The organism is Pseudomonas sp. NY15463 (genome assembly GCF_048068415.1).
GTDB lineage: Bacteria > Pseudomonadota > Gammaproteobacteria > Pseudomonadales > Pseudomonadaceae > Aquipseudomonas > Aquipseudomonas mosselii_C.
Genome location: NZ_JBLUQD010000007.1, coordinates 85,441 through 110,881, shown reverse-complemented (window position 1 = coordinate 110,881; position 25,441 = coordinate 85,441). Strand labels below are relative to the sequence as shown.

The 25,441-nt window shown below is 62.9% G+C and carries 18 protein-coding genes; 12 read left to right on the top strand and 6 right to left on the bottom strand.

Annotated features, from left to right (window positions below; genetic code table 11):
* Positions 1 to 46 precede the first annotated feature (46 nt).
* Positions 47 to 1,978: an ATP-binding cassette domain-containing protein gene (locus tag ACNFIC_RS18420; RefSeq protein WP_138220156.1), complete on the top strand. Its 1,932-nt coding sequence runs from the start codon at positions 47 to 49 to the stop codon at positions 1,976 to 1,978.
* 119 nt (positions 1,979 to 2,097) lie between these two features.
* Here the strand turns inward: ACNFIC_RS18420 and ACNFIC_RS18415 are convergent, their stop codons facing one another.
* Complete coding sequence (locus tag ACNFIC_RS18415) at positions 2,098 to 2,538, bottom strand: universal stress protein (protein WP_138220155.1); 441 nt, start codon at positions 2,536 to 2,538, stop codon at positions 2,098 to 2,100.
* A gap of 109 nt (positions 2,539 to 2,647) precedes the next feature.
* On the opposite strand from ACNFIC_RS18415, the gene ACNFIC_RS18410 reads away from it, so the two are divergent.
* The 7 genes from ACNFIC_RS18410 to ACNFIC_RS18380 all read left to right on the top strand — a co-directional run bounded on the left by ACNFIC_RS18410 (position 2,648) and on the right by ACNFIC_RS18380 (position 10,979).
* Complete coding sequence (locus ACNFIC_RS18410; protein WP_138220154.1) at positions 2,648 to 3,085, top strand: hypothetical protein; 438 nt, start codon at positions 2,648 to 2,650, stop codon at positions 3,083 to 3,085.
* Positions 3,086 to 3,649: 564 nt separating this feature from the next.
* On the top strand, positions 3,650 to 5,797 hold the full coding sequence (gene fadB, locus ACNFIC_RS18405) for a fatty acid oxidation complex subunit alpha FadB (RefSeq protein ID WP_138220153.1): 2,148 nt from the start codon (positions 3,650 to 3,652) through the stop codon (positions 5,795 to 5,797).
* Between the two features lie 31 nt (positions 5,798 to 5,828).
* Complete coding sequence (gene fadA / locus ACNFIC_RS18400; RefSeq protein WP_138220152.1) at positions 5,829 to 7,004, top strand: acetyl-CoA C-acyltransferase FadA; 1,176 nt, start codon at positions 5,829 to 5,831, stop codon at positions 7,002 to 7,004.
* A 79-nt stretch (positions 7,005 to 7,083) separates the two neighbouring features.
* The gene (locus tag ACNFIC_RS18395) at positions 7,084 to 7,335 is read left to right on the top strand and encodes a DUF1653 domain-containing protein (RefSeq protein WP_138220151.1); all 252 of its coding nucleotides are present in this window, start codon (positions 7,084 to 7,086) and stop codon (positions 7,333 to 7,335) included.
* Between the two features lie 100 nt (positions 7,336 to 7,435).
* Positions 7,436 to 10,045 carry a type I DNA topoisomerase gene (gene topA / locus ACNFIC_RS18390; protein ID WP_138220150.1) on the top strand — a complete coding sequence of 870 codons (2,610 nt, stop codon included), beginning with the start codon at positions 7,436 to 7,438 and terminating at the stop codon, positions 10,043 to 10,045.
* A 127-nt stretch (positions 10,046 to 10,172) separates the two neighbouring features.
* Entirely contained in the window at positions 10,173 to 10,694 is a 522-nt protein-coding gene (locus ACNFIC_RS18385; RefSeq protein WP_416781580.1) for a DUF6586 family protein, read from the top strand.
* Positions 10,695 to 10,745: 51 nt separating this feature from the next.
* On the top strand, positions 10,746 to 10,979 hold the full coding sequence (locus ACNFIC_RS18380; protein WP_138220148.1) for a hypothetical protein: 234 nt from the start codon (positions 10,746 to 10,748) through the stop codon (positions 10,977 to 10,979).
* A gap of 47 nt (positions 10,980 to 11,026) precedes the next feature.
* Here ACNFIC_RS18380 and sulA read toward each other — a convergent pair whose 3' ends face one another.
* A complete protein-coding gene (gene sulA / locus ACNFIC_RS18375) occupies positions 11,027 to 11,503 on the bottom strand; it encodes an SOS-induced cell division inhibitor SulA (protein WP_138220147.1) in 477 nt (158 codons plus the stop codon).
* A gap of 13 nt (positions 11,504 to 11,516) precedes the next feature.
* Positions 11,517 to 12,125 (bottom strand): transcriptional repressor LexA, encoded by a 609-nt coding sequence (gene lexA / locus ACNFIC_RS18370; protein WP_416781579.1) that lies wholly within the window; start codon positions 12,123 to 12,125, stop codon positions 11,517 to 11,519.
* Between the two features lie 265 nt (positions 12,126 to 12,390).
* On the opposite strand from lexA, the gene ACNFIC_RS18365 reads away from it, so the two are divergent.
* From ACNFIC_RS18365 to ACNFIC_RS18355, 3 genes are all read left to right on the top strand, one after another.
* Complete coding sequence (locus ACNFIC_RS18365) at positions 12,391 to 13,095, top strand: TetR/AcrR family transcriptional regulator (RefSeq protein ID WP_138220145.1); 705 nt, start codon at positions 12,391 to 12,393, stop codon at positions 13,093 to 13,095.
* A gap of 260 nt (positions 13,096 to 13,355) precedes the next feature.
* Positions 13,356 to 14,354: a beta-N-acetylhexosaminidase gene (gene nagZ / locus ACNFIC_RS18360; RefSeq protein WP_416781685.1), complete on the top strand. Its 999-nt coding sequence runs from the start codon at positions 13,356 to 13,358 to the stop codon at positions 14,352 to 14,354.
* Between the two features lie 166 nt (positions 14,355 to 14,520).
* Positions 14,521 to 16,161, top strand: a complete 1,641-nt coding sequence (locus ACNFIC_RS18355) for a methyl-accepting chemotaxis protein (RefSeq protein WP_138220143.1) — start codon at positions 14,521 to 14,523, stop codon at positions 16,159 to 16,161.
* Positions 16,162 to 16,194: 33 nt separating this feature from the next.
* Here the strand turns inward: ACNFIC_RS18355 and ACNFIC_RS18350 are convergent, their stop codons facing one another.
* Genes ACNFIC_RS18350 through mfd form a run of 3 tightly spaced genes read right to left on the bottom strand, consistent with a single transcriptional unit; the run spans position 16,195 to position 23,536 of the window.
* On the bottom strand, positions 16,195 to 19,503 hold the full coding sequence (locus ACNFIC_RS18350) for an SNF2-related protein (RefSeq protein ID WP_416781578.1): 3,309 nt from the start codon (positions 19,501 to 19,503) through the stop codon (positions 16,195 to 16,197).
* A 1-nt stretch (position 19,504) separates the two neighbouring features.
* On the bottom strand, positions 19,505 to 20,077 hold the full coding sequence (locus tag ACNFIC_RS18345; protein WP_138220141.1) for a CsiV family protein: 573 nt from the start codon (positions 20,075 to 20,077) through the stop codon (positions 19,505 to 19,507).
* Between the two features lie 9 nt (positions 20,078 to 20,086).
* Positions 20,087 to 23,536 (bottom strand): transcription-repair coupling factor, encoded by a 3,450-nt coding sequence (gene mfd / locus ACNFIC_RS18340; protein ID WP_416781577.1) that lies wholly within the window; start codon positions 23,534 to 23,536, stop codon positions 20,087 to 20,089.
* A 167-nt stretch (positions 23,537 to 23,703) separates the two neighbouring features.
* Between mfd and ACNFIC_RS18335 the strand changes: the two genes are divergently transcribed.
* Complete coding sequence (locus tag ACNFIC_RS18335) at positions 23,704 to 25,167, top strand: glyceraldehyde-3-phosphate dehydrogenase (RefSeq protein ID WP_138220139.1); 1,464 nt, start codon at positions 23,704 to 23,706, stop codon at positions 25,165 to 25,167.
* Positions 25,168 to 25,441: the final 274 nt, after the last annotated feature.

Genomic DNA, 25,441 nt, shown 5'->3' with positions numbered 1-25,441 from the left:
GGCGTACAAGTCAGGTAGAATGCGCGCCCAGTTTTTGGAGACGATCATGACCCTGCTCAAATTCAGCGATGTGTCCCTCGCATTCGGCGCCATGCCGCTGCTGGACAAGGTTTCCTGGCAGATCGCCCGTGGCGAGCGGGTGTGCATCATCGGCCGCAATGGCACCGGTAAGTCGAGCATGCTACGTCTGGTCAAGGGCGAGCAAAAGGCCGACGACGGCGATATCTGGCGCGCCCCGGGCCTCAAGATCGGTGAACTGCCGCAGGAGTTGCCGGTCGCTGACGAGCGCAGCGTGTTCGACGTGGTGGCCGCTGGTCTGGATGGCGTCGGTGAACTGCTGGCGCAGTTCCACCATCTGAGCCAGAACATCCAGGGTGACGAAGACCTGGAAAAGCTCATGCACGTGCAGCACGAGCTGGAAGCCCGCGACGGCTGGCGCCTGCAGCAGGTGGTCGAGAGCACCCTGAGTCGCCTGCAACTGCCGGCCGACAAGACCCTGGCCGAGCTGTCCGGTGGCTGGCGCCGTCGCGTGCTGCTGGCCCAGGCATTGGTGTCCGAGCCTGATCTGCTGCTGCTGGATGAGCCGACCAACCACCTGGACATCGGTGCCATCGCCTGGCTGGAAGAGGCGCTCAAGGGCTTTGGTGGCGCAGTGCTGTTCATCACCCACGACCGCTCCTTCTTGCAGAACCTGGCGACCCGCATCCTTGAACTGGACCGCGGCGGGCTGATCGACTGGAACGGCGACTACGCCAGTTTCCTGGTGCACAAGGAAGCCGAACTGGCTGCCGAGGCCACCGCCAACGCGCTGTTCGACAAACGTCTGGCGCAAGAGGAGGTATGGATTCGTCAGGGCATCAAGGCCCGGCGTACCCGCAACGAAGGGCGCGTGCGTGCACTCAAGGCGCTGCGGGTTGAGCGCGGTGAGCGTCGCGAGCGCCAAGGCAAGGCCAACATCCAGATCGAAGTGGCTGACAAGTCCGGCAAGCAAGTGATGGTGCTCGAAGACGTAAGCTTTGCGCATGCCGGTGGCCCCAAGCTGGTCAAGGACTTCTCGATGGTGCTGCAGCGTCAGGATCGCATTGGCCTGCTGGGGGCCAACGGCACCGGCAAGACCACGCTGCTCAAGCTGATGCTCGGCGACCTGGAGCCAACCAGTGGCAAGGTCGAGCGCGGCACCAAGCTGGAAGTCGCATACTTCGACCAGATGCGCCACCAGCTCGACCTCGAAAAAACGGTGATCGATAACCTCGCCGAAGGCCGCGACTTCATCGAGATCGACGGGCAGAACCGACACGTACTCAGCTACCTGGGTGATTTCCTGTTCAGCCCGCAGCGTGCGCGTACGCCGGTCAAGGCGTTGTCCGGGGGCGAGCGTGCGCGCCTGCTGCTGGCCAAGCTGTTCAGCAAGCCGGCCAACCTGCTGGTGCTGGACGAACCGACCAACGACCTAGACGTCGAAACCCTCGAACTGCTCGAAGAAGTGCTGTCGAACTACAAGGGCACGGTGCTGATGGTCAGCCACGACCGGGCCTTCCTCGACAACGTGGTGACCAGCACCCTGGTGTTCGAGGGCGAGGGGCGCGTGCGCGAGTACGTCGGTGGCTATGAGGACTGGATTCGCCAGGGCGGCTCGCCGAAGCTGCTCGGCGTTACCGAGAGCAAGGGGGGCAAGTCCGAGCTCAACAGCGCCGTGGTAGAAAAAGTGGTCGAAGAGGCCGCACCGGTTGCCGCTGCTGCACCGCAGGCTGACGCGAGCAAGAAGAAACTCAGCTACAAGCTACAACGCGAGCTGGAGATGCTTCCTGGGCAGATCGACGCGCTGGAGCAGCGTATGGCCGAGGCGCAGGAAGAAGTCAATGCTGCGGGCTTCTACCAGCGGCCGATTGCCGAGACCTCGGCCGTCTTGGCCAAGATCGAGAAGCTGCAAGGCGAGCTGGATGCGCTGGTGGAGCGCTGGGCTGAGCTCGAAGGCTGATAAGGTCTCGCCGGCCTCTTCGCGGGCAAGCCCGCTCCCACAGGTAACTCACTGGTCTCAAGAACGGTGGGAGTCCTGTGGGAGTGGGCTTGCCCGCGAACCGGGCCTGGCAGGTTAAATCATTCTTTCTTTTGCAGTCGCACTGCCAGTACATCGCACGGTGCGCCGTGCAGCACGTCATTGGCAGTGGAACCCAGCAGCAGTGCAAGGCCGTGACGACCGTGGCTGCCGACCACGATCAGGTCGCACTGCTGATCCTTGGCCAGTTGGTGGATTTCCTGGCGCGGCTGGCCGTAGACCAGGTGTGAGTCGCCTTTGTTGATGTCCGGGTATTTGTCGAACAACCGCTGCATGCGTTCTCTGGCTTGGTCGAACTGTTGCTGTTGCAGTTGCGACAGGTCCATCGGCACGTCGCCGCCAAAGGCCATGGCCATGGGCTCGACGATATGCACCAGGGAGACTTTGGCGCCGGTGCCCAAGGCGATTGCCTTGGCCCGCTTGATCACCGGGTCGCATTCTTCGGTCAGGTCGACGGCGACCAGAAGATGTTCATAAGACATGTGCAGTACTCCTGACAATCGCGATGGTAGCAGTATGGTCGCTTTCGCTCGGGCTTGGCGTGAAACCGAGTAACCCGCTCATGTGCAACGCTTTATAAGGTCTACAGATATGACGGTATGGCTGGTGGTGTCAATCCTTGCGCTGATTCTCAGCCCGTTGGCCTGGTTGCGCCCCTCGCGCAAGCAGAGCCAGCAGATGAACCTACGCCTGGAAGGGCGGCGCAGGGGCCTGGCCATGCAGCTGGCGCCCCAGCAGTGGCCGCACTGGCTGGAAAAAGAGCCGCCCAGCCCTTGCCCGCAGTACCATCGCGCCCGCCGCAAGGGGCATGAGGATAGCTGGTGCTATTGGCAGGTAAGTCCGGGTGTGTGGTGCAACCAATGGCGTGAGCCGTGCACCGAGCAACGCTTGAGCGAGGTATTCGCGCGCCTGCCCGAGAGTGTCCACAAGGTCGAGGCCGACACCCGTATGATCGCCCTGTACTGGAGCGAACGGGGTGAAGTGGCCGTGTTGCAGGATATTGCCTACGCCTTGGAGGCCCTCGCCTGAGTGTTGAGTCCGGCGTCGTCCTTCGCGGGTAACTCCCCGCGGGTGCGGCGCTCACGCCGAGCCTTGCGCAACTGACGCGCAACACCAACCCCACAACGACACAGCGGCGCGCAAGAGCCCTAAAGCTCCTGCGCGCCGCTGTGTCGTTCTGCGGCGCAGAAAAGGCCAGGCAGGCCGGAAATCGCATTCAATGAATGTCAGTGTAGTCGGTGCTGGCGGTCGTGTTTGAACACATGCAGCGCCCTGTGCAAAGGGCGTGGCCAATCGCTCACATGAATGATCGGCAATCACTGTCATCGGTTTTCATACTCAAGGCGTACAACATGACTGGAAAGTCGCGTTTTCAGGGTATTCGCGAGCATTTGACAACGCCGTTCTTTTCGGAGAATGTGTGCACACCCAAATCAAACGGGCGTATGAATTGAGCGTTTGTATGTCAGACCGCTCTTACAGAATCCCGACTAGCCCGCCGACGGGTGTGCCTGCGGCAAGCGACCGGCAGTCCGGTGCTTGCGCCAGCGATCGGCGTGTACAGTTCAGCTTCCATATCGTGGAGATCAGTTGATGATTTACGAAGGTAAAGCCATCACGGTTAAGGCTCTTGAAAGCGGCATCGTCGAACTGAAGTTCGACCTCAAGGGTGAGTCCGTCAACAAGTTCAACCGCCTCACGCTCAACGAACTGCGTGAAGCCGTCGCTGCCATCCAGGCCGACGCTTCGGTCAAGGGCGTGATCGTCAGCAGCGGCAAGGACGTGTTCATCGTCGGCGCCGACATCACCGAGTTCGTCGACAACTTCAAGCTGCCCGAAGCCGAACTGGTTGCCGGCAACCTGGAAGCCAACCGTATCTTCAGCGCCTTCGAAGACCTTGAAGTGCCGACTGTCGCGGCCATCAACGGAATTGCCCTGGGCGGTGGCCTGGAGATGTGCCTGGCCGCTGACTACCGCATCATGTCCAGCAACGCCAAGATTGGCCTGCCTGAGGTCAAGCTGGGTATCTACCCAGGTTTCGGCGGGACCGTGCGCCTGCCACGCCTGATCGGCTCGGACAACGCCATCGAGTGGATTGCCTCGGGCAAGGAAAACCGTGCCGAAGACGCGCTGAAAGTCGGCGCTGTCGATGCCGTGGTGGCCCCTGAGTTGCTCCAGGCCGGTGCCCTGGACCTGATCAAGCGCGCCATCAGCGGCGAGCTGGACTTCAAGGCCAAGCGCCAGCCCAAGCTTGAAAAACTCAAGCTCAACGCCATCGAGCAGATGATGGCCTTCGAGACTGCCAAGGGCTTCGTCGCAGGCCAGGCCGGGCCGAACTACCCAGCGCCGGTCGAAGCCATCAAGACCATCCAGAAAGCGGCCAACTTCGGTCGTGACAAAGCCCTGGAAGTCGAGGCCGCAGGCTTCGCCAAACTTGCACGTACCTCCGTGGCCGAAAGCCTGGTGGGGCTGTTCCTGAACGATCAGGAGCTCAAGCGCAAAGCCAAGGCCCACGACGAGATCGCCCACGACGTCAAGCAGGCCGCCGTGCTCGGCGCCGGCATCATGGGCGGTGGCATCGCCTACCAGTCGGCCGTCAAGGGCACTCCGATCCTGATGAAGGACATCCGCGAGGAAGCCATCCAGCTGGGCCTGAACGAGGCCTCCAAGCTGCTGGGCAATCGTGTCGAGAAAGGCCGCCTGACCCCGGCGAAAATGGCCGAGGCGCTCAACGCGATTCGCCCGACCCTGTCCTATGGCGATTTCGCCAACGTCGACATCGTCGTCGAGGCCGTGGTCGAAAACCCGAAGGTCAAGCAAGCGGTGCTGGCGGAGGTGGAAGGCCAGGTCAAGGAAGATGCGATCCTCGCTTCCAACACTTCGACCATCTCCATCAACCTGTTGGCCAAGGCCCTAAAGCGCCCCGAGAACTTCGTCGGCATGCACTTCTTCAACCCCGTGCACATGATGCCGCTGGTGGAAGTGATCCGTGGCGAGAAGTCCAGCGATGTGGCCGTCGCCACCACCGTGGCCTACGCCAAGAAGATGGGCAAGAACCCGATCGTGGTCAACGACTGCCCGGGCTTCCTGGTCAACCGCGTGCTGTTCCCGTACTTCGGCGGCTTCGCCAAGCTGGTTAGCGCCGGTGTGGACTTCGTGCGTATCGACAAGGTCATGGAGAAATTCGGCTGGCCGATGGGCCCGGCGTACCTGATGGACGTGGTCGGCATCGACACCGGTCACCATGGGCGCGACGTCATGGCCGAGGGCTTCCCGGACCGTATGAAAGACGAACGCCGCTCCGCCGTCGACGCCCTCTACGAGGCCAACCGCCTGGGCCAGAAGAACGGCAAGGGCTTCTACGCCTATGAAACCGACAAGCGCGGCAAGCCGAAGAAAGTCGCCGACGCCAGCGTGCTCGACGTGCTCAAGCCGATTGTGTTCGAGCAGCGTGAAGTGAGCGATGAAGACATCATCAACTGGATGATGGTCCCACTGTGCCTGGAGACCGTGCGCTGCCTGGAGGACGGCATCGTCGAAACCGCCGCCGAAGCGGACATGGGCCTGGTCTATGGCATTGGTTTCCCTCCCTTCCGCGGTGGCGCGCTGCGCTACATCGATTCGATCGGGGTCGCTGAATTCGTCGCACTGGCCGACCAGTACGCCGACCTGGGGCCGCTGTACCACCCCACTGCGAAGCTGCGCGAGATGGCCAAGAACGGCCAGCGCTTCTTCAACTGAGCGCCCAACGAGCTAGAGCGAGAATATTGATATGAGCCTGAATCCAAGAGACGTGGTGATTGTCGACTTCGGTCGCACGCCGATGGGCCGCTCCAAGGGTGGCATGCACCGCAACACCCGCGCTGAAGACATGTCGGCGCACCTGATCAGCAAACTGCTGGAGCGCAACGACAAGGTCGACCCGAAAGAAGTCGAAGACGTGATCTGGGGCTGCGTCAACCAGACCCTGGAGCAGGGCTGGAACATCGCCCGTATGGCGTCGCTGATGACCCAGATCCCGCACACTTCGGCCGCCCAGACCGTCAGCCGCCTGTGCGGTTCGTCGATGAGCGCGCTGCACACTGCTGCCCAGGCGATCATGACTGGTAACGGTGATGTGTTCGTGGTCGGTGGTGTCGAGCACATGGGGCACGTCAGCATGATGCACGGCGTCGACCCCAACCCACACCTGTCGCTACATGCGGCCAAGGCCTCGGGCATGATGGGCCTGACTGCCGAAATGCTTGGCAAGATGCACGGCATCACCCGTGAGCAGCAGGATCTGTTCGGCCTGCGTTCGCACCAGCTCGCCCACAAGGCGACGGTCGAAGGCAAGTTCAAGGACGAGATCATCCCGATGCAGGGTTATGACGAGAACGGCTTCCTCAAGGTCTTCGACTACGACGAAACCATTCGCCCGGAAACCACCCTGGAAGGCCTGGCCTCGCTCAAGCCTGCGTTCAACCCCAAAGGTGGCACCGTGACTGCCGGTACTTCGTCGCAGATCACCGACGGCGCCTCGTGCATGATTGTCATGTCCGGCCAGCGCGCCATGGACCTGGGCATCCAGCCCTTGGCGGTGATCCGTTCCATGGCCGTGGCGGGGGTGGATCCGGCGATCATGGGCTACGGCCCGGTGCCATCGACCCAGAAAGCCCTCAAGCGCGCGGGTCTGAGCATTGCCGATATCGACTTCTTCGAGCTTAACGAAGCCTTCGCTGCGCAGGCCCTGCCGGTGCTCAAAGATCTGAAAGTGCTCGACAAGATGGATGAGAAGGTTAACCTGCACGGCGGTGCTATCGCTTTGGGCCACCCGTTCGGTTGCTCCGGTGCACGGATTTCCGGCACTCTGCTCAACGTCATGAAGCAAAATGGCGGCACGCTGGGCGTGGCGACCATGTGCGTCGGCCTGGGCCAAGGCATCACCACGGTCTTCGAACGCGTCTGATCGCGTTGCTAGGCAGTAGCCGGGGCCCAGTGCCCCGGTTTTTGTTTTTTACAGGTTTTGTTTCAAGAGGGTCAGCGACATGCAGATACAGCCAGGCGTATACCGGCACTACAAAGGGCCTGAGTACCGTGTCTTCAGTGCCGCGCGGCATTCCGAGAGCGAAGAGTGGATGGTCTTCTACCAATGCCTGTATGGTGATTACAGCTTTTGGGTTAGGCCGTTGTCGATGTTCCAGGAGTCTGTCGAGGTTGACGGCGAGCAGGTGCCACGCTTTGCTTTGGTCAAGGCCGAGGAAGGCTTGTCTGAGCGGCATGACAAGGCGCACGACTGAGCGACCGCGCTTGACCTCACCCTGTTGCCACTATATATAGCGGTGCCGCGTCCGGCACCTGACGCGTTTTTCATCTTCAGATTCAGGAATACTCCGATCCATGGGCAAATCGCTGGTCATTGTGGAATCCCCGGCCAAGGCCAAGACCATCAACAAGTACTTGGGCAGCCAGTACGTGGTGAAGTCGAGTATCGGCCATATCCGAGACCTTCCCACCAGCGGTTCGGCCAGCGCGGGCAAGGAACCGGCGGCCAAGCGCGGCAAGACCGCGGCCGAGGCTCCGGCCCTGACGCCCAAGGAAAAGGCCCGTCGCACCCTGGTGGCGCGCATGGGTGTCGACCCTGAGGCAGGCTGGAAAGCCAAGTACGAGATCCTTCCCGGCAAGGAGAAGGTGATCGATGAGCTGCGCCGCCTGGCCAAGGATGCCGACACCATCTATCTCGCAACCGACTTGGACCGCGAAGGGGAAGCCATTGCCTGGCACCTGCGCGAAGCCATCGGCGGTGACGACAGCCGCTACAAACGTGTTGTGTTCAACGAAATCACCAAAAAAGCCATCCAGGAAGCGTTTTCCCAGCCTGGTGAGCTGGATATCGACCGAGTCAACGCCCAGCAGGCGCGTCGCTTCCTCGACCGGGTGGTTGGCTACATGGTTTCGCCGCTGCTGTGGGCCAAGATCGCCCGTGGCCTGTCGGCGGGCCGTGTGCAATCGGTGGCGGTGAAGCTGGTGGTCGAGCGTGAGCGCGAGATCCGTGCGTTCAACCCCGAAGAATACTGGGAAGTCCACGCCGACCTGGGCACCGCCAAGAACGCCAAGGTGCGTTTCGAAGTGGCGCGCGAGAATGGCGAGGCATTCAAGCCGCTCAATCAGGCCCAGGCCATGGCGGCCCTGGAGCAGCTCAAGTCGTCCAGCTACAGCGTGAGCAAGCGTGAGGACCGGCCGACCAGCAGCAAGCCGTCGGCGCCGTTCATCACCTCGACGCTGCAGCAGGCTGCGAGCAACCGCCTGGGCTTCGGTGTGAAGAAGACCATGATGATGGCTCAGCGCTTGTACGAAGCGGGCTACATCACCTACATGCGTACTGACTCGACCAACCTGTCGCAAGATGCCGTGGAAATGGCGCGCAGCTACATCGAGAAGGAGTTCGGCAAGCAGTACTTGCCTGCGGCGCCCATCGTGTACGGCAGCAAAGAGGGGGCCCAGGAGGCGCACGAGGCGATTCGTCCCTCCGACGTCAACACGCACCCGACCAAGCTCAGCGGCATGGAACGTGATGCCGAGCGCCTGTACGAGCTGATCTGGCGCCAGTTCCTGGCCTGCCAGATGCCGCCAGCACAGTACCTGTCCACCAGCGTTACCGTGGTGGCCGGTAACTACGAGCTGCGCGCCAAGGGCCGCATCCTCAAGTTCGACGGTTACACCCGCGTCCTGGCGCAGCAGAGCAAGCCGGGCGAGGACGACGTGCTCCCGGACATGGCCCAGGGCGAGGTGCTCAAGCTGATCCAGCTCGATCCGAGCCAGCACTTCACCAAGCCGCCGGCACGTTTCACCGAGGCGAGCCTGGTCAAGGAGATGGAAAAGCGTGGCATTGGCCGTCCGTCCACCTATGCGGCGATTATTTCCACTATCCAGGATCGCGGCTACGTCACCCTGCACAACCGCAGATTCTACTCCGAGAAAATGGGCGACATCGTCACCGAGCGCCTGTCGGAGAGCTTCGCCAACCTCATGGACTATGGCTTCACCGCCGGCATGGAGGAGAACCTCGACGACGTCGCCCAGGGCGAGCGTGACTGGAAGAACGTGCTCGACGAGTTCTACGGCGACTTCAGCAAAAAACTGCTGACGGCCGAATCTGCCGAAAACGGCATGCGCGCCAACCAGCCGACCCTGACCAATATCGCGTGCAAGGAGTGTGGTCGTCCGATGATGATCCGCACCGCCTCCACCGGTGTGTTCCTGGGTTGCTCGGGTTACAGCCTGCCACCGAAAGAGCGCTGCAAAGCGACCGTGAATCTGGTGCCGGGCGATGAGATTGCCGCGGACGACGAGGGTGAATCCGAGTCGCTGGTGCTGCGCGGCAAACACCGTTGCCCGATCTGCGCAACTGCGATGGACGCTTACCTGCTGGACGAGAAGCACAAGCTGCACATCTGTGGTAACAACCCAGATTGCGCCGGCTACGAGATCGAAGAGGGCAGCTACCGCATCAAAGGCTACGAAGGGCCGAGCCTTGAGTGCGACAAGTGCGGTAGCGAGATGCAGCTCAAGACAGGGCGTTTCGGTAAGTTCTTCGGGTGCACCAACCCTGCGTGCAAGAACACCCGCAAGCTGCTCAAGAGTGGTGAAGCTGCCCCTCCGAAAATGGACAAGGTGGACATGCCCGAGCTTAAGTGCGAAAAGGTCGATGACACCTACGTGCTGCGTGACGGTGCCTCGGGGCTGTTCCTGGCTGCCAGCCAGTTCCCGAAAAACCGTGAGACCCGTGCACCGCTGGTGCTGGAAATTCTGCCGCACAAGCACGAGATCGATCCGAAGTACCACTTCCTGTGCGATGCGCCGCCGAAGGACCCGGAGGGCCGTCCAGCGGTGATCCGCTATAGCCGCAAAACCAAGGAGCAGTACGTGCAGTCTGAGGTCGATGGTAAGCCGACGGGCTGGAAGGCGTTCTACGACGGTGGTAAGTGGAAGGTTGAAGACAAGCGCTGATTGATTGGCGCTATCGTGCGGGGCCGCTGCGCGCCCGTTCGCTGACGTGTTCGCGAACGGGTGCAAAGCGGCCCCAATCATTTATGATGCAGCCATCCGCTTCGTAGCCTAATGGAGGGCATTCGACATGGCCCAGGAACTGTATACCCGCACCAACCAGAAACTGTTCTTCGCAGGCCTTGCGTTGGAGTCCATGGCCAAGGCAACCACCAGTGGCGCCATGAATGCACAGGGCCTGATCCAGGCTGAGCGCGAGTCGGCGTTGTTCCACTTGTACGGTGCACTGCTGGGGCTGTGCCACGAGATCGGGGGCTTCTATCGCCTGCCGCAAGCCTCGGCGCCACGCGCGGAACTGCTGCTCAACGATGAGGTGCTCAAAAGCGTTGCCATCCCGGAAATGGCCGAGATGCTCGAGCTTGCGCGTCAGCCGGAAACCTGGCTTGCGCAGTTGCTCAAGGCTTATAACGATTTATTCCTGCCACCGGTCGCCCGCAAAGTGGCCAAGACCGATGTCACCCAGCCACTGATTCAGGCGGTCAATCTTGATGAAGTCGAGCCGCTAGAGCTGTCACGCGAATCGCTCGAGCAATGGCGGAACAATCTGAAAGGTTTGGTGAGACGATTCCGTGACGCGTTGAGTGAGTGCTGACAGCATTCATGGCTGGTACACTAGTGGCCTTTCGTGAAAAGCAGGCCCTATATGTCAACGTCCTTTCTAGAAATTGTCGAGTTGCCGGATGGCCGAATAGAGCTGCGCCGTGCCGAGGATGAAGGGTCACTGGTGACCCTGGATTTCTCCGAGGACGCCAAGGCGTTCCTGCAAGGGCAGCACGTTGAAGTGGCCAAGGCAATGCTCAGCGTGGGCGTGCAGATGGCAGGTAAGCTAGTCGAGGGTGATTTCGAGCGTGAAGAAGGGCCGCGAGTCCTTCACTAAGCGCCGGCCCAGGGGCATCAGGCGGTTTGACAGGCAAAGCCTGAACATCAGCCGAGGCGGATGTTCAGGCTTTGTGCGTTTCCGGTGGCAGCCGCACGTTGTAGTTGCTGGCGTGTACTTTGATTGACGCTGCCCAGCCAACTGACCACGGTATGGCTGCGGCCCAGACGAAGTGCCTCACAGGCCAGTTGCAGTGCACTCTGGTTGACTCCAGGGTGCAGCAGCAGGATACGCTCACGGTTCAGGCCGGCCTCACGCAGCCAGGCTTGCGTAAGGCTGCCCGGTGGGGCAATGAGCGTCAGCCAACGGTTGTCGTCTTCCTCGCTCAGTTCGCGCAGAATCGGCGCCAGCAAGCTCTGGCAATGCCCTGGGGCACCCCGTAGGGAAAGCTCGCTGAACAGTTCGGGCTGGGTGTTCTTGCGGGTAGCTTCCTTGGCCTTGAGGCCAGGCAGCACCGGCTGGGCGAGGAAGGCCTCGAACAGCGGAAGCTGGGTTTGCTGGGGAGCATGGATGAACGGCTGCATGGCGCCTCCTGATTCAGCGGCGAAGAACGCCGACGCTCAAGCCCTCGATCACCAGTTCCTGTTCCTTCAGGTCGACTTCGATGGGGGCGAATTCTGGGTTTTCGGCGATCAGCCAGACCTTGTTGCCTTCGCGCTTGAAGCGCTTGACGGTCACTTCATCGCCGATGCGGGCCACCACCACTTGGCCATTGCGGGCTTCGCGGGTGGTGTGCACGGCGAGCAGGTCGCCGTCGAAGATGCCGATGTCCTTCATGCTCATGCCGTCCACGCGCAGCAAGTAGTCGGCGCGCGGATGGAAGAAGGCGGGGTTGATGTTGCAGGATTCCTCAATGTGCTGTTCGGCGAGGATTGGTGCACCGGCTGCGACCCGGCCGATGATCGGCAGGCCGCTGTCGTCGGCCTTGGCTTCAAGGCCCGGGATACGGATGCCGCGCGAGGCGCCGGGGGTCATCTCGATAGCGCCCTTGCGAGCCAGGGCCTTGAGATGTTCTTCAGCTGCGTTGGGCGACTTGAAGCCCAGTTCCTGTGCGATTTCGGCGCGGGTCGGCGGGAAACCGTTCTCTTCGAGGCAGCGTTTGATGAAAGCCAGAATCTCGGCTTGGCGTGGCGTCAGTTTCAGCATGGGCGAGGGCTCTGTCTTTTTATACAGTGACTGGGATTATATACAGTGGCTGACAAGCTGCAAGCGACATGCGTCAAGAAAAGCGTCCGGCCCCCCGAAATCGGGAGGGCAAACGCAGCGCGGTGGAGGTTCGCAGTGACGCACATCTTGCCGCTTGCAGCTTGTCGCGTGCGGCTTTTAAATGTCGACCGCCCGGTCATGGAGCCTTGACAGACGCAGGGCTGAAACGTATGTTTCAAACAACTGTTTGTCAGGCGGAGTAGTCATGGCCCAATCGGAAACCGTTGAACGCATCCTCGATGCGGCGGAGCAGCTGTTCGCGGAACGCGGATTCGCGGAAACCTCGTTGCGGCTGATCACCAGCAAGGCCGGGGTCAACCTGGCGGCGGTGAACTATCACTTCGGTTCGAAAAAGGCCCTGATCCAGGCGGTGTTCTCACGCTTCCTGGGCCCATTCTGCGCCAGCCTCGAACGCGAGTTGGAGCGCCGCCAGGGGCGCCCCGAGCAGAAAGCTTCACTTGAAGAACTGCTGGAAATGCTGGTCGAACAGGCGCTGGCGGTGCAGCCGCGCAGCAACAACGACCTGTCGATCTTCATGCGCCTGTTGGGCCTGGCCTTCAGCCAGAGCCAGGGCCACCTGCGCCGCTACCTCGAAGATATGTACGGCAAGGTGTTCCGCCGCTACATGATGCTGGTCAACGAGGCCGCTCCACGCATTCCGCCGCTGGAGCTGTTCTGGCGCGTGCACTTCATGCTGGGTGCCGCCGCCTTTAGCATGTCGGGCATCAAGGCCCTGCGCGCCATCGCTGAAACCGACTTTGGCATCAACACGTCCATCGAGCAGGTGATGCGTCTTATGGTGCCGTTCCTGGCCGCTGGCATGCGCGCCGACAGTGGCGTCACCGACGTCGCCATGGCTGCCGCGCAGTTGCGTCCGCGCAGCAAGAGCAGCGCGACCGCCAAGGCCTGAGCACTGTCCGGGGTGGGGCGCATCCGCTAAAGTAGCGCTCATGCCCGACCTCGATTGCCTGCACGTCCCCTTCGTCGCTCCATGCCTCTCTGGGCTTAACCCAGGGATGAGGTGCGTGCCGGCGTCCGCCGTACGCAACGACGACCTGCGGTGGCTGCTTGGTCGCGTACCTGCGCATTGCCCGGTACGGGGTGACTACGCTGCCTGCCCGCGCTGGGCTTTCTCGCACATTCAATGAAGGATTCACTATGACCGCCAGCCTGCAAGGCTCCCTGATGGTGGATATCGCCGGCCAATGGCTGACTGCCGAGGACCGCCATCTGCTGCGCCAGCCCGAAGTGGCTGGCCTGATCATCTTCGCCCGTAACATCGACAGCCCGCGCCAGGTACGCGAGCTGTGCACCGCGATCCGTGCCATTCGCCCGGACCTGATCCTGGCCGTGGACCAGGAAGGGGGGCGCGTCCAGCGCTTGCGCCAGGGTTTTGTGCGCCTGCCGGCCATGCGCGCGATTGCCGACAATCCGAATGCCGAATACCTGGCCGAGCAGTGCGGTTGGCTGATGGCTACCGAAGTGCTCGCGGTTGGCCTGGACTTGAGTTTCGCGCCCGTACTCGACCTGGATCATCAGCGCAGTGCCGTGGTCGGCAGCCGCGCCTTCGAAGGCCATCCTGAGCGCGCCACGCAACTGGCCGGTGCGTTCATCCGCGGCATGAATGCGGCCGGCATGGCGGCTTGCGGCAAGCACTTCCCAGGGCACGGCTGGGCCGAAGCCGACTCGCATGTCGCCATACCGGTGGACGAGCGCAGCCTGGAGCAACTGCGCGCGGCGGACCTTGTGCCGTTCACCCGCCTGAGCGGTCAACTGGCGGCAGTAATGCCGGCGCATGTCATCTATCCGCAGATCGACAACCAGCCTGCCGGCTTCTCGCGTCGCTGGTTGCAGGAGATCCTGCGTGGCGAGCTGGGCTTTGATGGCGTGATCTTCAGTGACGACCTGTCGATGGCCGGGGCGCACGTGGTCGGCGATGCCGCCAGCCGCATCGAAGCGGCGCTTAGCGCCGGTTGTGACATGGGCCTGGTGTGCAACGACCGGGCTGCGGCGGAACTGGCCCTGAGCGCAGCGCAGCGCATGCGGGTCAAGCCTTCGCCGCGCATCGCACGGATGCGCGGGCAAGGCTTCGCGCGCACAGACTACCGCCAGCAGCCGCGTTGGCTGGCCGCGCTGGGTGCGCTAAAGGACGCGCAGTTGGTCGATTGAGGGCTTGCGGCAATCTGAGGCGGCCAGCCGGTCGCGCAGTTGCCGGCGTGTGAGCAGTGGGGTAATTGCAGTTGCTACTAAAAGGCCATTAACGTTTTTGCTGACGCGTTCGATAACTTAGGAACCCCTCAGCTTGGACCGCCAGGCACTAATGGACTGCTGCCCCATGTTCTTCTCCAGTTTTCGTTTGCAAAGCAAGTTGCTGCTCGCCCTGACCGTGGTCAACCTGATCAGCATCGGGTCGTTCATCGCGTACGCTCAGTACGCCAAGGCACAGGATATCCGCCAGCAGATCGACAATCGCCTGAGCACTGCCGCTTATGCGATACCGCGTTTGCTCGGGGAGGATTACCTGGCGCGCGCGCCCCGCGCCGACGGCCTGAAGGACGGCGAGTACCAGGCGCAGTTGCGTAACTTGGGCGAATACGCGCGGGACGTTCAGCTCAAGTACGCGTATGTCATGCAGGTCGATGGTAATGGGCAGGTCAGCTACCTGGCTGATGGTGCCAGTGCCCAGGACATCGCCTCAGGCAACTACTCCAAGCACCTGGAGCATTATGCCGACGCAAGCCCTGCCGTGCTCGAAGCCGCCCGCAGCGCGCAGGTGCAGTTCGACGAATACACCGACAGTTATGGCACCTTTCGCTCGATCTTCGTGCCGCTGCGCGGTGCCGATGGTCAGCGTTACGTCGTGGGTGTGGATGTCACCCTCGAATCACTGGAGCAGGCCATCAGCGCCAGCCTGAAAAGCTTGCTGCTGATCGGGGCGGCTACATTCGCCGTGGGCTTGCTGTTGTCGTGGCTGGCTGCCCGCATGTTGGTGTTCGGCATTCATCACCTCACCGGGCAACTGAGCCGTATTTCCGAGCAGCGCGACCTGTCCACCACCGTGACTGTGGTCACCGAGGATGAGATGGGGCAAATGGGGCGACACCTTGCCAGCCTGCTTCAGGACCTGCGCCAGACCCTTGGCAACGCCTCCGGCATGGCCGACAGCAACCAGCAGTTGGCCGACACGTTCCTGCAACTGGCCGACGACACTACCCAGCGCATTGAGCGGGCAGGCGGGCAGTTGGCGGATATCAATCAACATGGCCAGACCATCCGCTTGTCTGCGGAACAAGCCTCCGGGTTGGCGGGCGAGGTACGTGGTGACTTGCAGTGCGCCGTTGGCGCGCTCAGCCGGACCCACGATCAGTTGCGCAGCCTGATCAGCGATGTGCATGCCAGCACTTCGGTGAGTATCGAGTTGGCACGTGATCTGGGGCGATTGAGTGGCGAGGCAGAGCAGATTGGCCAGGTCATGAAGATGGTCGCGGGGATTTCCGACCAGACCAACCTGCTGGCACTCAACGCGGCCATCGAGGCGGCGCGCGCTGGTGAGGCAGGGCGCGGCTTTGCGGTAGTGGCTGATGAAGTGCGCCAGCTAGCGGCGCAAACCCAGGGGGTGTTGGCCGAGGCCAATCAGGTGCTGCATGGCGTGACCGAAGGCATCGGTCAGATTGCCCAGCGCATGGGGGGCAGCGCTGAACAGTCACGCAAACTTGCGCAAGACTCCGATGGCACTTTGGGCGTGATCAATACCTTGGTCGTGCAGATGGGGCAGCTCAGCGCGACCATGGACCGTGCGCTGGCCAGCAGTGAAGAGATCCAGCATGCGGTGACGGATATTTCCGGGCGCCTCGGGGGTATGCACGAAACCTTCGAGCACACCCACCAAGGCATTGCGCAGATCCACACCTCGGCCACGGCACTGGGGACCACGGCCCGCGCGTTGAAAGGCAGGCTGAGCGTGTTCCGTACCTGAAGTCGGCATGGCGCGCTTGGGCGTACGTCGACCTCAGCGCGCCCGCTTGCCCGGCAGCGGGGCGAACAATGCCTCGATTTCCTCATCCCCCAAGCGCCATTGCCCGGCCTGTCCGCCATCGAGCAGGCCGGCCGCCAGGGCTGCCTTTTCCTGTTGCAGCTGCTGGATCTTCTCTTCTACCGTGCCCCGGGTAATCAGTTTGAAGACGAATACCGGCTTGTCCTGGCCGATGCGGTAGGCGCGGTCGGTCGCCTGGTTTTCGCTGGCCGGGTTCCACCACGGATCATAGTGGATCACGGTGTCGGCGGCGGTGAGGTTCAGGCCGGTGCCGCCGGCCTTGAGGCTGATCAGAAATACCTGGCTGTCACCGTGCTGGAACTGCTGCACGGGCGCGCGGCGGTCGCGGGTGTCGCCGGTCAGCAGGCTGTAGCGAATGCCGCGCTTGATCAGCTCTGCCTCGATCAACGCCAGCATCGACGTGAACTGCGAGAACAACAGCACCTTGCGTCGTTCGCTGAGCAGTTCGTCGAGCATCTCCAACAGGCTGGCAAGTTTGCCCTTGTCAGCGAAATTGCCCTTGGTCTCTTCGCCTTTGACCAGACGTAGATCGCAGCACACCTGGCGCAGCTTGAGCAGTGCGTCGAGGATCACGATCTGGCTGCGCGAGGCGCCATTGCGAGCGATCTCGTCGCGGACTTTCTTGTCCATCGCCACCCTTACCGCTTCGTAGGTGTCACGCTGGGCATCACTGAGTTCGACCCAGTGAATCATCTCGGTCTTGGCCGGTAGCTCGGTGGCGACTTGCTCTTTGGTGCGGCGCAGCAGGAAGGGGCGGATGCGGCTGGCCAGGTGCTGAAGACGCTCGCTGTCGCCGTGGCGTTCGATCGGGGTGCGGTAGTCCTGGCTGAACCGCTTGCTGTCGCCCAGCCAGCCGGGCATGAGGAAGTGGAAGATCGACCACAGCTCGCCCAGGTTGTTCTCCATGGGGGTGCCGGTCAGACACAGCCGTTGGTGCGCTTCAAGCGCGCGCAGGGCCGTGGCCGCCTTGCTGGTAGCGCTCTTGATGTTCTGCGCCTCGTCCAGCACCAGCAGGTGCCAGGGCTGGGCCTTGAGGTGATCCAGATCGCGTGGGGCCAGTGCGTAGGTGGTCAGCACCAGATCGTATTCGGCTAGCCTTGCGAAATGCTTGCTGCGGCCTGGGCCGTGCAGGGCCAGCACGCGCAGGTCAGGGGCGAAGCGCTGGGCCTCGTCGAGCCAGTTGGGCACCAGGCTCGTGGGCATCACCGCCAGTGCCGGATGGGTGAGACGGCCGGCTTCTTTTTCCAGCAGCAGGTGGGCGAGGGTTTGCAGTGTCTTGCCCAGGCCCATGTCGTCGCCGAGGATGCCGCCAGTGCCCATTTCGCGCAGGGCCTGCAACCAGTTCAGGCCCTGCTGCTGGTAGGGGCGCAGGGTGGCATTCAGGCCTTTGGGCGGCGTCACCTGTATATCGCGGGCATCGCGCAGGCGTCGGCCCAGGTCGCGCACGTGGGCGCCGCCTTCCCAGAGCAGCGGCAGGCCGTCGATTTCGTTCAGGCGTGCCGCGTCGGCGCGTTCCAGGCGCAGGCTCGGGCCCACGGCGTCTTCGTGCAGGTACAGCTCGCCAAGGGTGCCCATCACCGCCTTGATGCGGCCATAGGGCAGGGCGACGCGTAGCGCCGGGGCCTCGTGGCGGGTGCGGTTCAGATCCAGCAGCAGGTGTTCGTCGTCACTGCGCCGGGCCAGCTCGCTGGGTCGCAGCAGCTCGGGGCTGGTACGCAGCAGTTGCAGCACGATGGGCAACAGGCTGTGGCGCTGGCCTTCAACCACGATGCCCAGTTCCAGGTCGAACCATTCGTGGCTGGGAGCCTCGGTGACGTTGGCGTACCAGTCGTCTACCTCGTGCAGGTTGAACGCGAAGTCGCGGTGCACCTCCACCACCCAGCCGGCCTCGCGCAGGGCAGGCAGACCTTCACGGGCAAAGCGCAGCCAGGCCTCGTCATCGGGCAACTGGTGCATCTCGCCGGCGCTGTCGGGCAATGCCTTGCTCTGGCGAGTGGCAGGCTTGAAGCCGTGTTCGCGCAGTACCTTGCGCAGCGCCTGTTCGGCCTGGGGCTGGCGGCGGATGCGCTGGCTGGTACTGCCTGCCAAACGGGTCAAGGGCTTGTCGTCGTTGCTGCTGGCGCGCAGGCCGTCGTAATCGAACGCCAGCGCGGCTCGATGCTGCATCTGCCGTTGCATGCGCCCGGTCTTGGGCATGTAGGCGCTGAATTCGAGGCTACCCAGGGTGAGGTGGGCAACAGGCTGGACGTCGTCGATGAACTGCTCGTCCAGGGTGGTCGGGGTCGGGAGGTGGTGATTCAAAGCATTGAGCTTGTGGCTGAGGGGCACGATCAGGTGTTCGGGAACAACCGGCGCCAAGGTCAGTTGCTGGGCGATGTGCGGGTCGAGGTCGTGGCCGACCTTGCCCACTTCGTTGGTGAGCACGTCGAAGTAGTACAGCGGCAGCAACGCCAGTACGCAGGGCAACGGCTCTTTTGCGCTGTACCAGAGGCCCCGGTAGCTGCCGTTATCCAGACGCACCCAGCGAAAGTCGGCCGCGCGTAGCGCACCCTGGCGTATCAGTGGCAGGTCTTCGTCGAAGAACAGGCGTCCGGTATCCAGTGCGCGTTGCAGCAGCTCACCGCCTTCCTGGCCCTTGAGCGGGTAGCCGCGCTCGGCGCCGCTGGGCAGGTTGAGCGCCGATAGCAGGCGCAAGATGCGGGTGTCTTCTTCCTGTACGAAACGTGGCGGTTCGTAGAGCAGTTCGTAGAGCGACTGCACGCGACTGTAGCGTATGCGGTCTTCTTGCTGGGTGCCCTTGCGCACACGCAGGGCGTAGCCGTCGTCGGTGAAGCACAGCTGGTAGCAGACCATACGTCCGCGTTTTTCTTCGCGCCCGCTCGGCGGCGCTGCCGGTTGTTCGAGGCCGTTGAGCCAGCGCTGCAGGTCAGCCGGAAGGGCGTCGCCTTGGCTGGCCTCGGGCGTCGCGCCTGCGCTCAGGCAATAGAGCACCGCCGCACAATGCTTGCAGTTGTAGCCAACCGGACAACTGCAACGCCCGTTGACCTGGCAGTGGCGCCCCTGAATGCGTAACTCGATGTGCTGCTGGTAGTGCTGGCCTTCGCTGCCACGGCAGTGCGCTTCGATATGGGTGACACCGCAGGCGTTCAGTTCGACGCGGTCCTGCTGCGCGTAACGCTCGCCGCGTTCCAGGGCGGGCCCGGCGAACGAACGGGTCCAGCCAGGATGCTCGCCCAGCAGCTTATGCACCTCGGCCTGACTCACTTCACTGCTCCATCATCTCCGGGTCCATTACCGGCACCTTGCGCATGCCGGCAGGGGTTACCTTGAGCAACACGGCCAAGTGGCCACCGTCGAGGAAGGTCAGTTGCCCGGCCTTCATGTTGCTGTTGCTCTGCCTGAACTGCTCGCTTTGCAGCACGCTGCCGTTGCCGTCGAGCTGGTTGACCCAGAAATTGGCTTCGACGCTGATGAAGCGGCCTTCGGTAATGCTCAGGTTACCTTCGATCGGGAAGTGGCCGAACTGTTCCTCGCCGCTGCCTAGGGCGATGCGGCTTGGCTCGCTGCCGACCTGCTGCTGCCAGGCCTTGTGCAGCAGTACGGTGTAGCTGGGCGTGGCCTGCAGGCGGGTGATTTCATCGTCCAGCATCGGCGGGCGCTCGGCGGCCTTTTCCAGGCGCGGCGCGCCTGCGCTCCAGTTTTCCGGTGCGAACGGGCTGGTGACGGCCTGCACGGCGTTCTGCCGGACCAGGATCATTTCCACCTGATACGGGCCCTCGGCGAAGGCGGCTGGCGCGAAAAGCGCCAGCAACAGGGTCAGATTACGGATGGCACGCATGCAGCTTCCTTAGTTCGTTTGGGGGGTCAGGCGCTCGAACAGCGCCTCCAGAGTATTGAAGCGTTCTTCGGGGCGTTCCATCGGCACCAGGAAACGGAACTGGGTCGCGCCTTCGAACTTGTAGCGTTTGGGTTGGCCCTGGATCAGCTTGATCAGGGTCAGTGGATCGACCGGGGTCTCGGCTTCGAACTCCAGCTTGCCGCCGTTGGGGCCGGCATCGACCTTCTTGATGCCGAGCTTTTCTGCTTGCAGCTTGAGCTGCGTCAGGCGCATCAGGTTCTTGGACGGCTCAGGCAGCAGGCCGAAGCGGTCGATCATCTCCACTTGCAGGTCCTTGAGGCCTTCTTCGTCGTTGGCTGAGGCGATGCGCTTGTACAGGATCAGTCGCGCATGCACATCGGGCAGGTAGTCTTCGGGGATCAACGCCGGCAGGCGCAGGTTGATCTCCGGGCCGCCACCCAGCGGCTGCTCCAGGTTGGGCTGGGTGCCCTTGCGGATTGCCTTGACCGCGCGTTCGAGCATTTCCATGTACAGTGTGAAGCCCACGGCCTGGATCTGCCCGCTCTGGCCTTCGCCGAGCAACTCGCCGGCGCCCCGGATCTCCAGGTCGTTGGTCGCCAGCACGAAGCCTGCGCCGAGGTCCTGGGTGTTGGCGATGGCCTCCAGGCGTTTCTCGGCGTCGCTGCTGATCTGTTGGCGCGGTGGCGTCAGCAGGTAGGCGTAGGCCTGGTGGTGGCTGCGCCCGACACGGCCACGCAGCTGGTGCAGTTGGGCCAGGCCGAACTTGTCGGCGCGCTCGATGACGATGGTATTGGCGCTGGGAACATCGATGCCGGTCTCGATGATGGTCGAGGCGATCAGCACGTTGAAGCGCTTGTGGTAGAAGTCGCTCATGACCTGTTCGAGTTCACGCTCGCGCATCTGCCCGTGGCCGATGCCGATGCGCGCTTCGGGGACCAGTTCGGCCAGGTCGGCGGCGCATTTCTCGATGGTCTTGACGTCGTTGTGCAGGTAGTACACCTGGCCGCCGCGCAGCAGTTCGCGCAGCAGCGCTTCCTTGATGGTGCTCTTGTTCTGCTCCATGACGAAGGTGCGCACCGACAGGCGGCGGGCCGGCGGGGTGGCGATGATCGACAGGTCGCGCATGCCTGCGACGGCCATATTCAGTGTGCGCGGGATCGGCGTTGCGGTCAGGGTGAGGATGTCCACCTCGCTGCGCAGGGCCTTGAGCTGCTCTTTCTGACGCACACCAAAACGGTGCTCTTCGTCGATGATCGCCAGGCCCAGGTCCTTGAAGCGCACATCGTCCTGCAGCAGCTTGTGGGTGCCGATAAGGATATCGATCTTGCCTTCGGCCAGCTCGGCGGCGGCATTGGCGACCTCCTTGGCGGACTTGAAGCGGCTCATCACCTCGACCTTGACCGGCCACTCGGCGAAGCGGTCGCGGAAGCTGTTGTAGTGCTGCTGCGCGAGCAGCGTGGTGGGCACCAGTACCGCCACCTGGCGGCCGCTGTGTACGGCAATGAAGGCTGCGCGCATGGCCACTTCGGTCTTGCCGAAGCCGACATCGCCGCACACCAGGCGATCCATTGGCTTGGCCGCCAGCATGTCGAGCCGGACCGCCTCGATGGCGGCCTGCTGGTCGGGGGTTTCTTCGAACGGGAAGCCGGCGCTGAAGGTGGCGTAGTCGGCGGCCGGATCGGCGAACGCATAGCCTTTGCGTGCGGCGCGGCGGGCATAGATGTCGAGCAGTTCGGCAGCGACGTCGCGCACCTGTTCGGCGGCTTTGCGTTTAGCCTTCTGCCAGGTTTCAGAGCCCAGTCGGTGCAGCGGTGCCAGGGCATCGTCGCTGCCGGTGTAGCGCGCGATCAGGTGCAGGTTGGCCACCGGCACGTAGAGCTTGGCGCCCTCGGCGTATTCCAGGGTGAGGAACTCGGCGACCTGGCTGTCGATTTCCAGTGTGGCCAGGCCCAGGTAGCGGCCCACGCCGTGGTCGATGTGCACCACCGGCGCGCCTTCGCGCAGTTCGGTGAGGTTCTTGATGACCGCATCGTTGGCCGCCTCGCCGCGCTTCTCGCGGCGTCGGCGCTGCATCACGCGTTGGCCGAACAGCGGGCTTTCGGCGATCAGTGCGAGGGCCGGATCGTCCAGCAGCAGGCCGTCGTCCAATGGCGCGATGGTGATCGCCAGGCGCTCCTTGCCGGTGATGAAGTCGGCCCAGCTGTCGACGCTTTTCGGGCGCAGCTTGAGGCGTTCGAGCAACTCCAGCAGCACCTCGCGACGGCCAGCGGATTCTGCGGTGAACAGCACTCGGCCGCCGAACTGATCGAGGAAACTCGACAGCTCTGCCAGCGGTTGGTTGGCCTTGGCCTCGATCGCCAGGTTCGGCAAGGCGCGCGCCGGAAAACGCTCGCGCCCCGCGCCAGGCTCGAGGTCTTCGGCACTGACCACCACACGCGGCCACTGCTTGAGGCGGGCAAAACAGTCCTCGACCGGCATGAACAACTCTGCCGGTGGCAGCAGGGGGCGGCTGAGGTCGCCACGGCGCTCCTCGTAGCGCCCGCGCACGTCGTTCCAGAAGTGCTCGGCGGCTTGCTCGACGCCTGGCAGCGAAAACACCTGGGTGTCGGCGGGCAGGTAGTCGAACAAGGTGGCGGTTTCTTCGAAGAACAGCGGCAGGTAGTACTCGATGCCGGCAGGGATGATGCCGCTGGTCAGGTCCTGGAAGATCGCGCTGCGGCGGAAGTCGACGTCGAAGCGTTCGCGAAAACGCGCCTTGAAGCGCGTCACTTCGTCCTTGTGCATCGGGAACTCGCGCGCCGGCAGCAGGCGTACCGAGTCGACTTTGTCGATCGAACGTTGAGTTTCCGGGTCGAAGGTGCGCAGGGTCTCGATCTCGTCGTCGAACAGATCGATGCGGTAGGGGGCCTTGCTGCCCATCGGGAACAGGTCGATCAGCGCCCCGCGCACGGCGAACTCGCCATGCTCGTAGACCGTATCGACGCAGCGATAGCCGCTGGCTTCCAGGCGCGTGCGCATCTGTTCGACGTCGATTTTCTGGCCAACGTCCAGTACCAGGCTACTGCCCAGCAGGAAGCGCGTCGGGGCCAGGCGGTGCAGGGCGGTGGTCACCGGCACCACGAGAATGCCGTGGTCCAGTTCCGGCAGCCGGTAAAGGCTGGCGATGCGCTGCGAGATGATGTCCTGGTGCGGCGAGAACAAGTCGTAGGGCAGGGTTTCCCAGTCGGGGAAGGGCAGCACCGGAAGCTCGGGTGCGAAGAAGCGCAGCTCCTGTTCCAGGCGATCGGCGGACTGACTGTCGGCCGTCAGCAGCAGGGTGAAACGCCCGGCGCTGTTGGCGGCCTCGGCGATGGCCAGGCTCAAGGCGGCCCCAGGCAGGTTGCCCCAGGTTTGTTTGCCGGCCGTGGCCGACATTTGCGGTAGGCGCAGAACTGACACGGGAGATTGGACTCCAAGCGTTGCGGCAAAGAGACCGATTGTACCGGTGACGGCGCGCGCTGTCAGGCTAGAAAGGGCCTGATGGCGGGGGTTGTGGCCGACGACAGGCGCTCATTGCCCGATACGCCGCGGGGCGTCATAATGTAGCCCCTTTTTTGTTCCCCTACATGTGGAAGGTTACCGTGACTCAGAAGCCCGACCAGTGTCTTGGTGAGTGGATCGATCGTGAAGCCCTGGCTGAAGCGATGATCCCGCTTATCGGTCAGCTCTACCGCAACAATAACGTGGTGAGCTCGATCTATGGCCGCAGCCTGATCAACCGTTCGGTTATCTCGATCCTCAAAGCGCACCGCTTTGCCCGTCACCGTCAGGCTGACGAAACCGAACTGTCCGTCCACGAGACATTCCCGCTGCTCAAGGCCATGAGCGAGCTGAAACTGGGCGCCGCTTCGGTCGACCTGGGCAAGTTGGCCAACAAGTTCAAGGCCGAAGGCAATGGCCGCAGCGCCGAGCAGTTCGTGCGTGACGAGCTGGTCGATGTCGTGGGTCAGCAAAACGTTTCCGCACGCAAGGGCACCGACGTCGTGCTGTACGGCTTCGGCCGCATCGGCCGCCTGCTGGCGCGCATCCTGATCGAAAAAACCGGTGGTGGCGACGGCCTGCGCCTGCGCGCCATCGTCGTGCGCAAGGGCGCCGAGAACGACCTGACCAAGCGCGCCAGCCTGCTGCGCCGCGACTCGGTACACGGTCCGTTCGATGGCACCATCGTCATCGACGAAGCCAACAACACCATCACCGCCAACGGCAACCTGATCCAGGTCATCTACGCCAAGAGCCCGAGCGAAGTCGACTACACCCAGTACGGTATCAACGATGCCCTGATCGTCGACAACACCGGTGTATGGCGTGACGCCGACGGCCTGGGCCAGCACCTGGCCTGCCCGGGCGCTGCCCGCGTGATCCTCACCGCACCTGGCAAGGGCGCGCTGAAGAACATCGTGCACGGCATCAACCACGGCGACATCACTGCCGATGACAAGATCATCTCGGCGGCGTCCTGCACCACCAACGCCATCGTGCCGGTGCTCAAGGCGATCAACGACCAGTACGGCATCATCAACGGCCACGTCGAAACCGTTCACTCGTTCACCAACGACCAGAACCTGATCGACAACTTCCACAAGGGCAGCCGTCGTGGCCGCGCCGCGCCGCTGAACATGGTCATCACCGAGACCGGTGCTGCCACCGCCGCTGCCAAGGCGCTGCCAGTGCTCAAGGGCAAGCTGACCGGTAACGCGATCCGTGTTCCAACGCCGAACGTGTCGATGGCCATCCTGAACCTGAACCTGGAAAAGGCCACCAACCGCGAAGAGCTGAACGAGTACCTGCGCCAGACCGCCATGCACTCGGACCTGCACAAGCAGATCGACTACGTAAGCTCCCAGGAAGTCGTCTCCACCGACTTCGTCGGCTCGCGCCACGCCGGTGTGGTGGACGCCGAGGCGACCATCTGCAACGACAACCGTGTTGTGCTCTATGTCTGGTACGACAACGAGTTCGGCTACAGCTGCCAGGTCGTGCGCGTGATGGAAGACATGGCGGGTGTGAACCCACCAGCGTTTCCACGCTGATCCGCTGCTGATGCGTTGAGCAAACGGGAACCTTCGGGTTCCCGTTTTTTTTTGCGCGCACCGCTGTGACGTCGGTGCCTGCTGTTATTGATTGCAGCCGCTGGCGGGTGTCGACCTCGGATGACTATCGGCAGTATTTCAAGGACAATGGCCGGCGCTTTTCTTGCGCCGTCGGAGCCTGACGGATTGTTGTGGCAGGGGTGACCCGCAGCGGGGGTGGCTTCGTCTCCCGTAGCACGCCTGCATTCGAACGGGCGGTGAAAGGCGAGTGAAA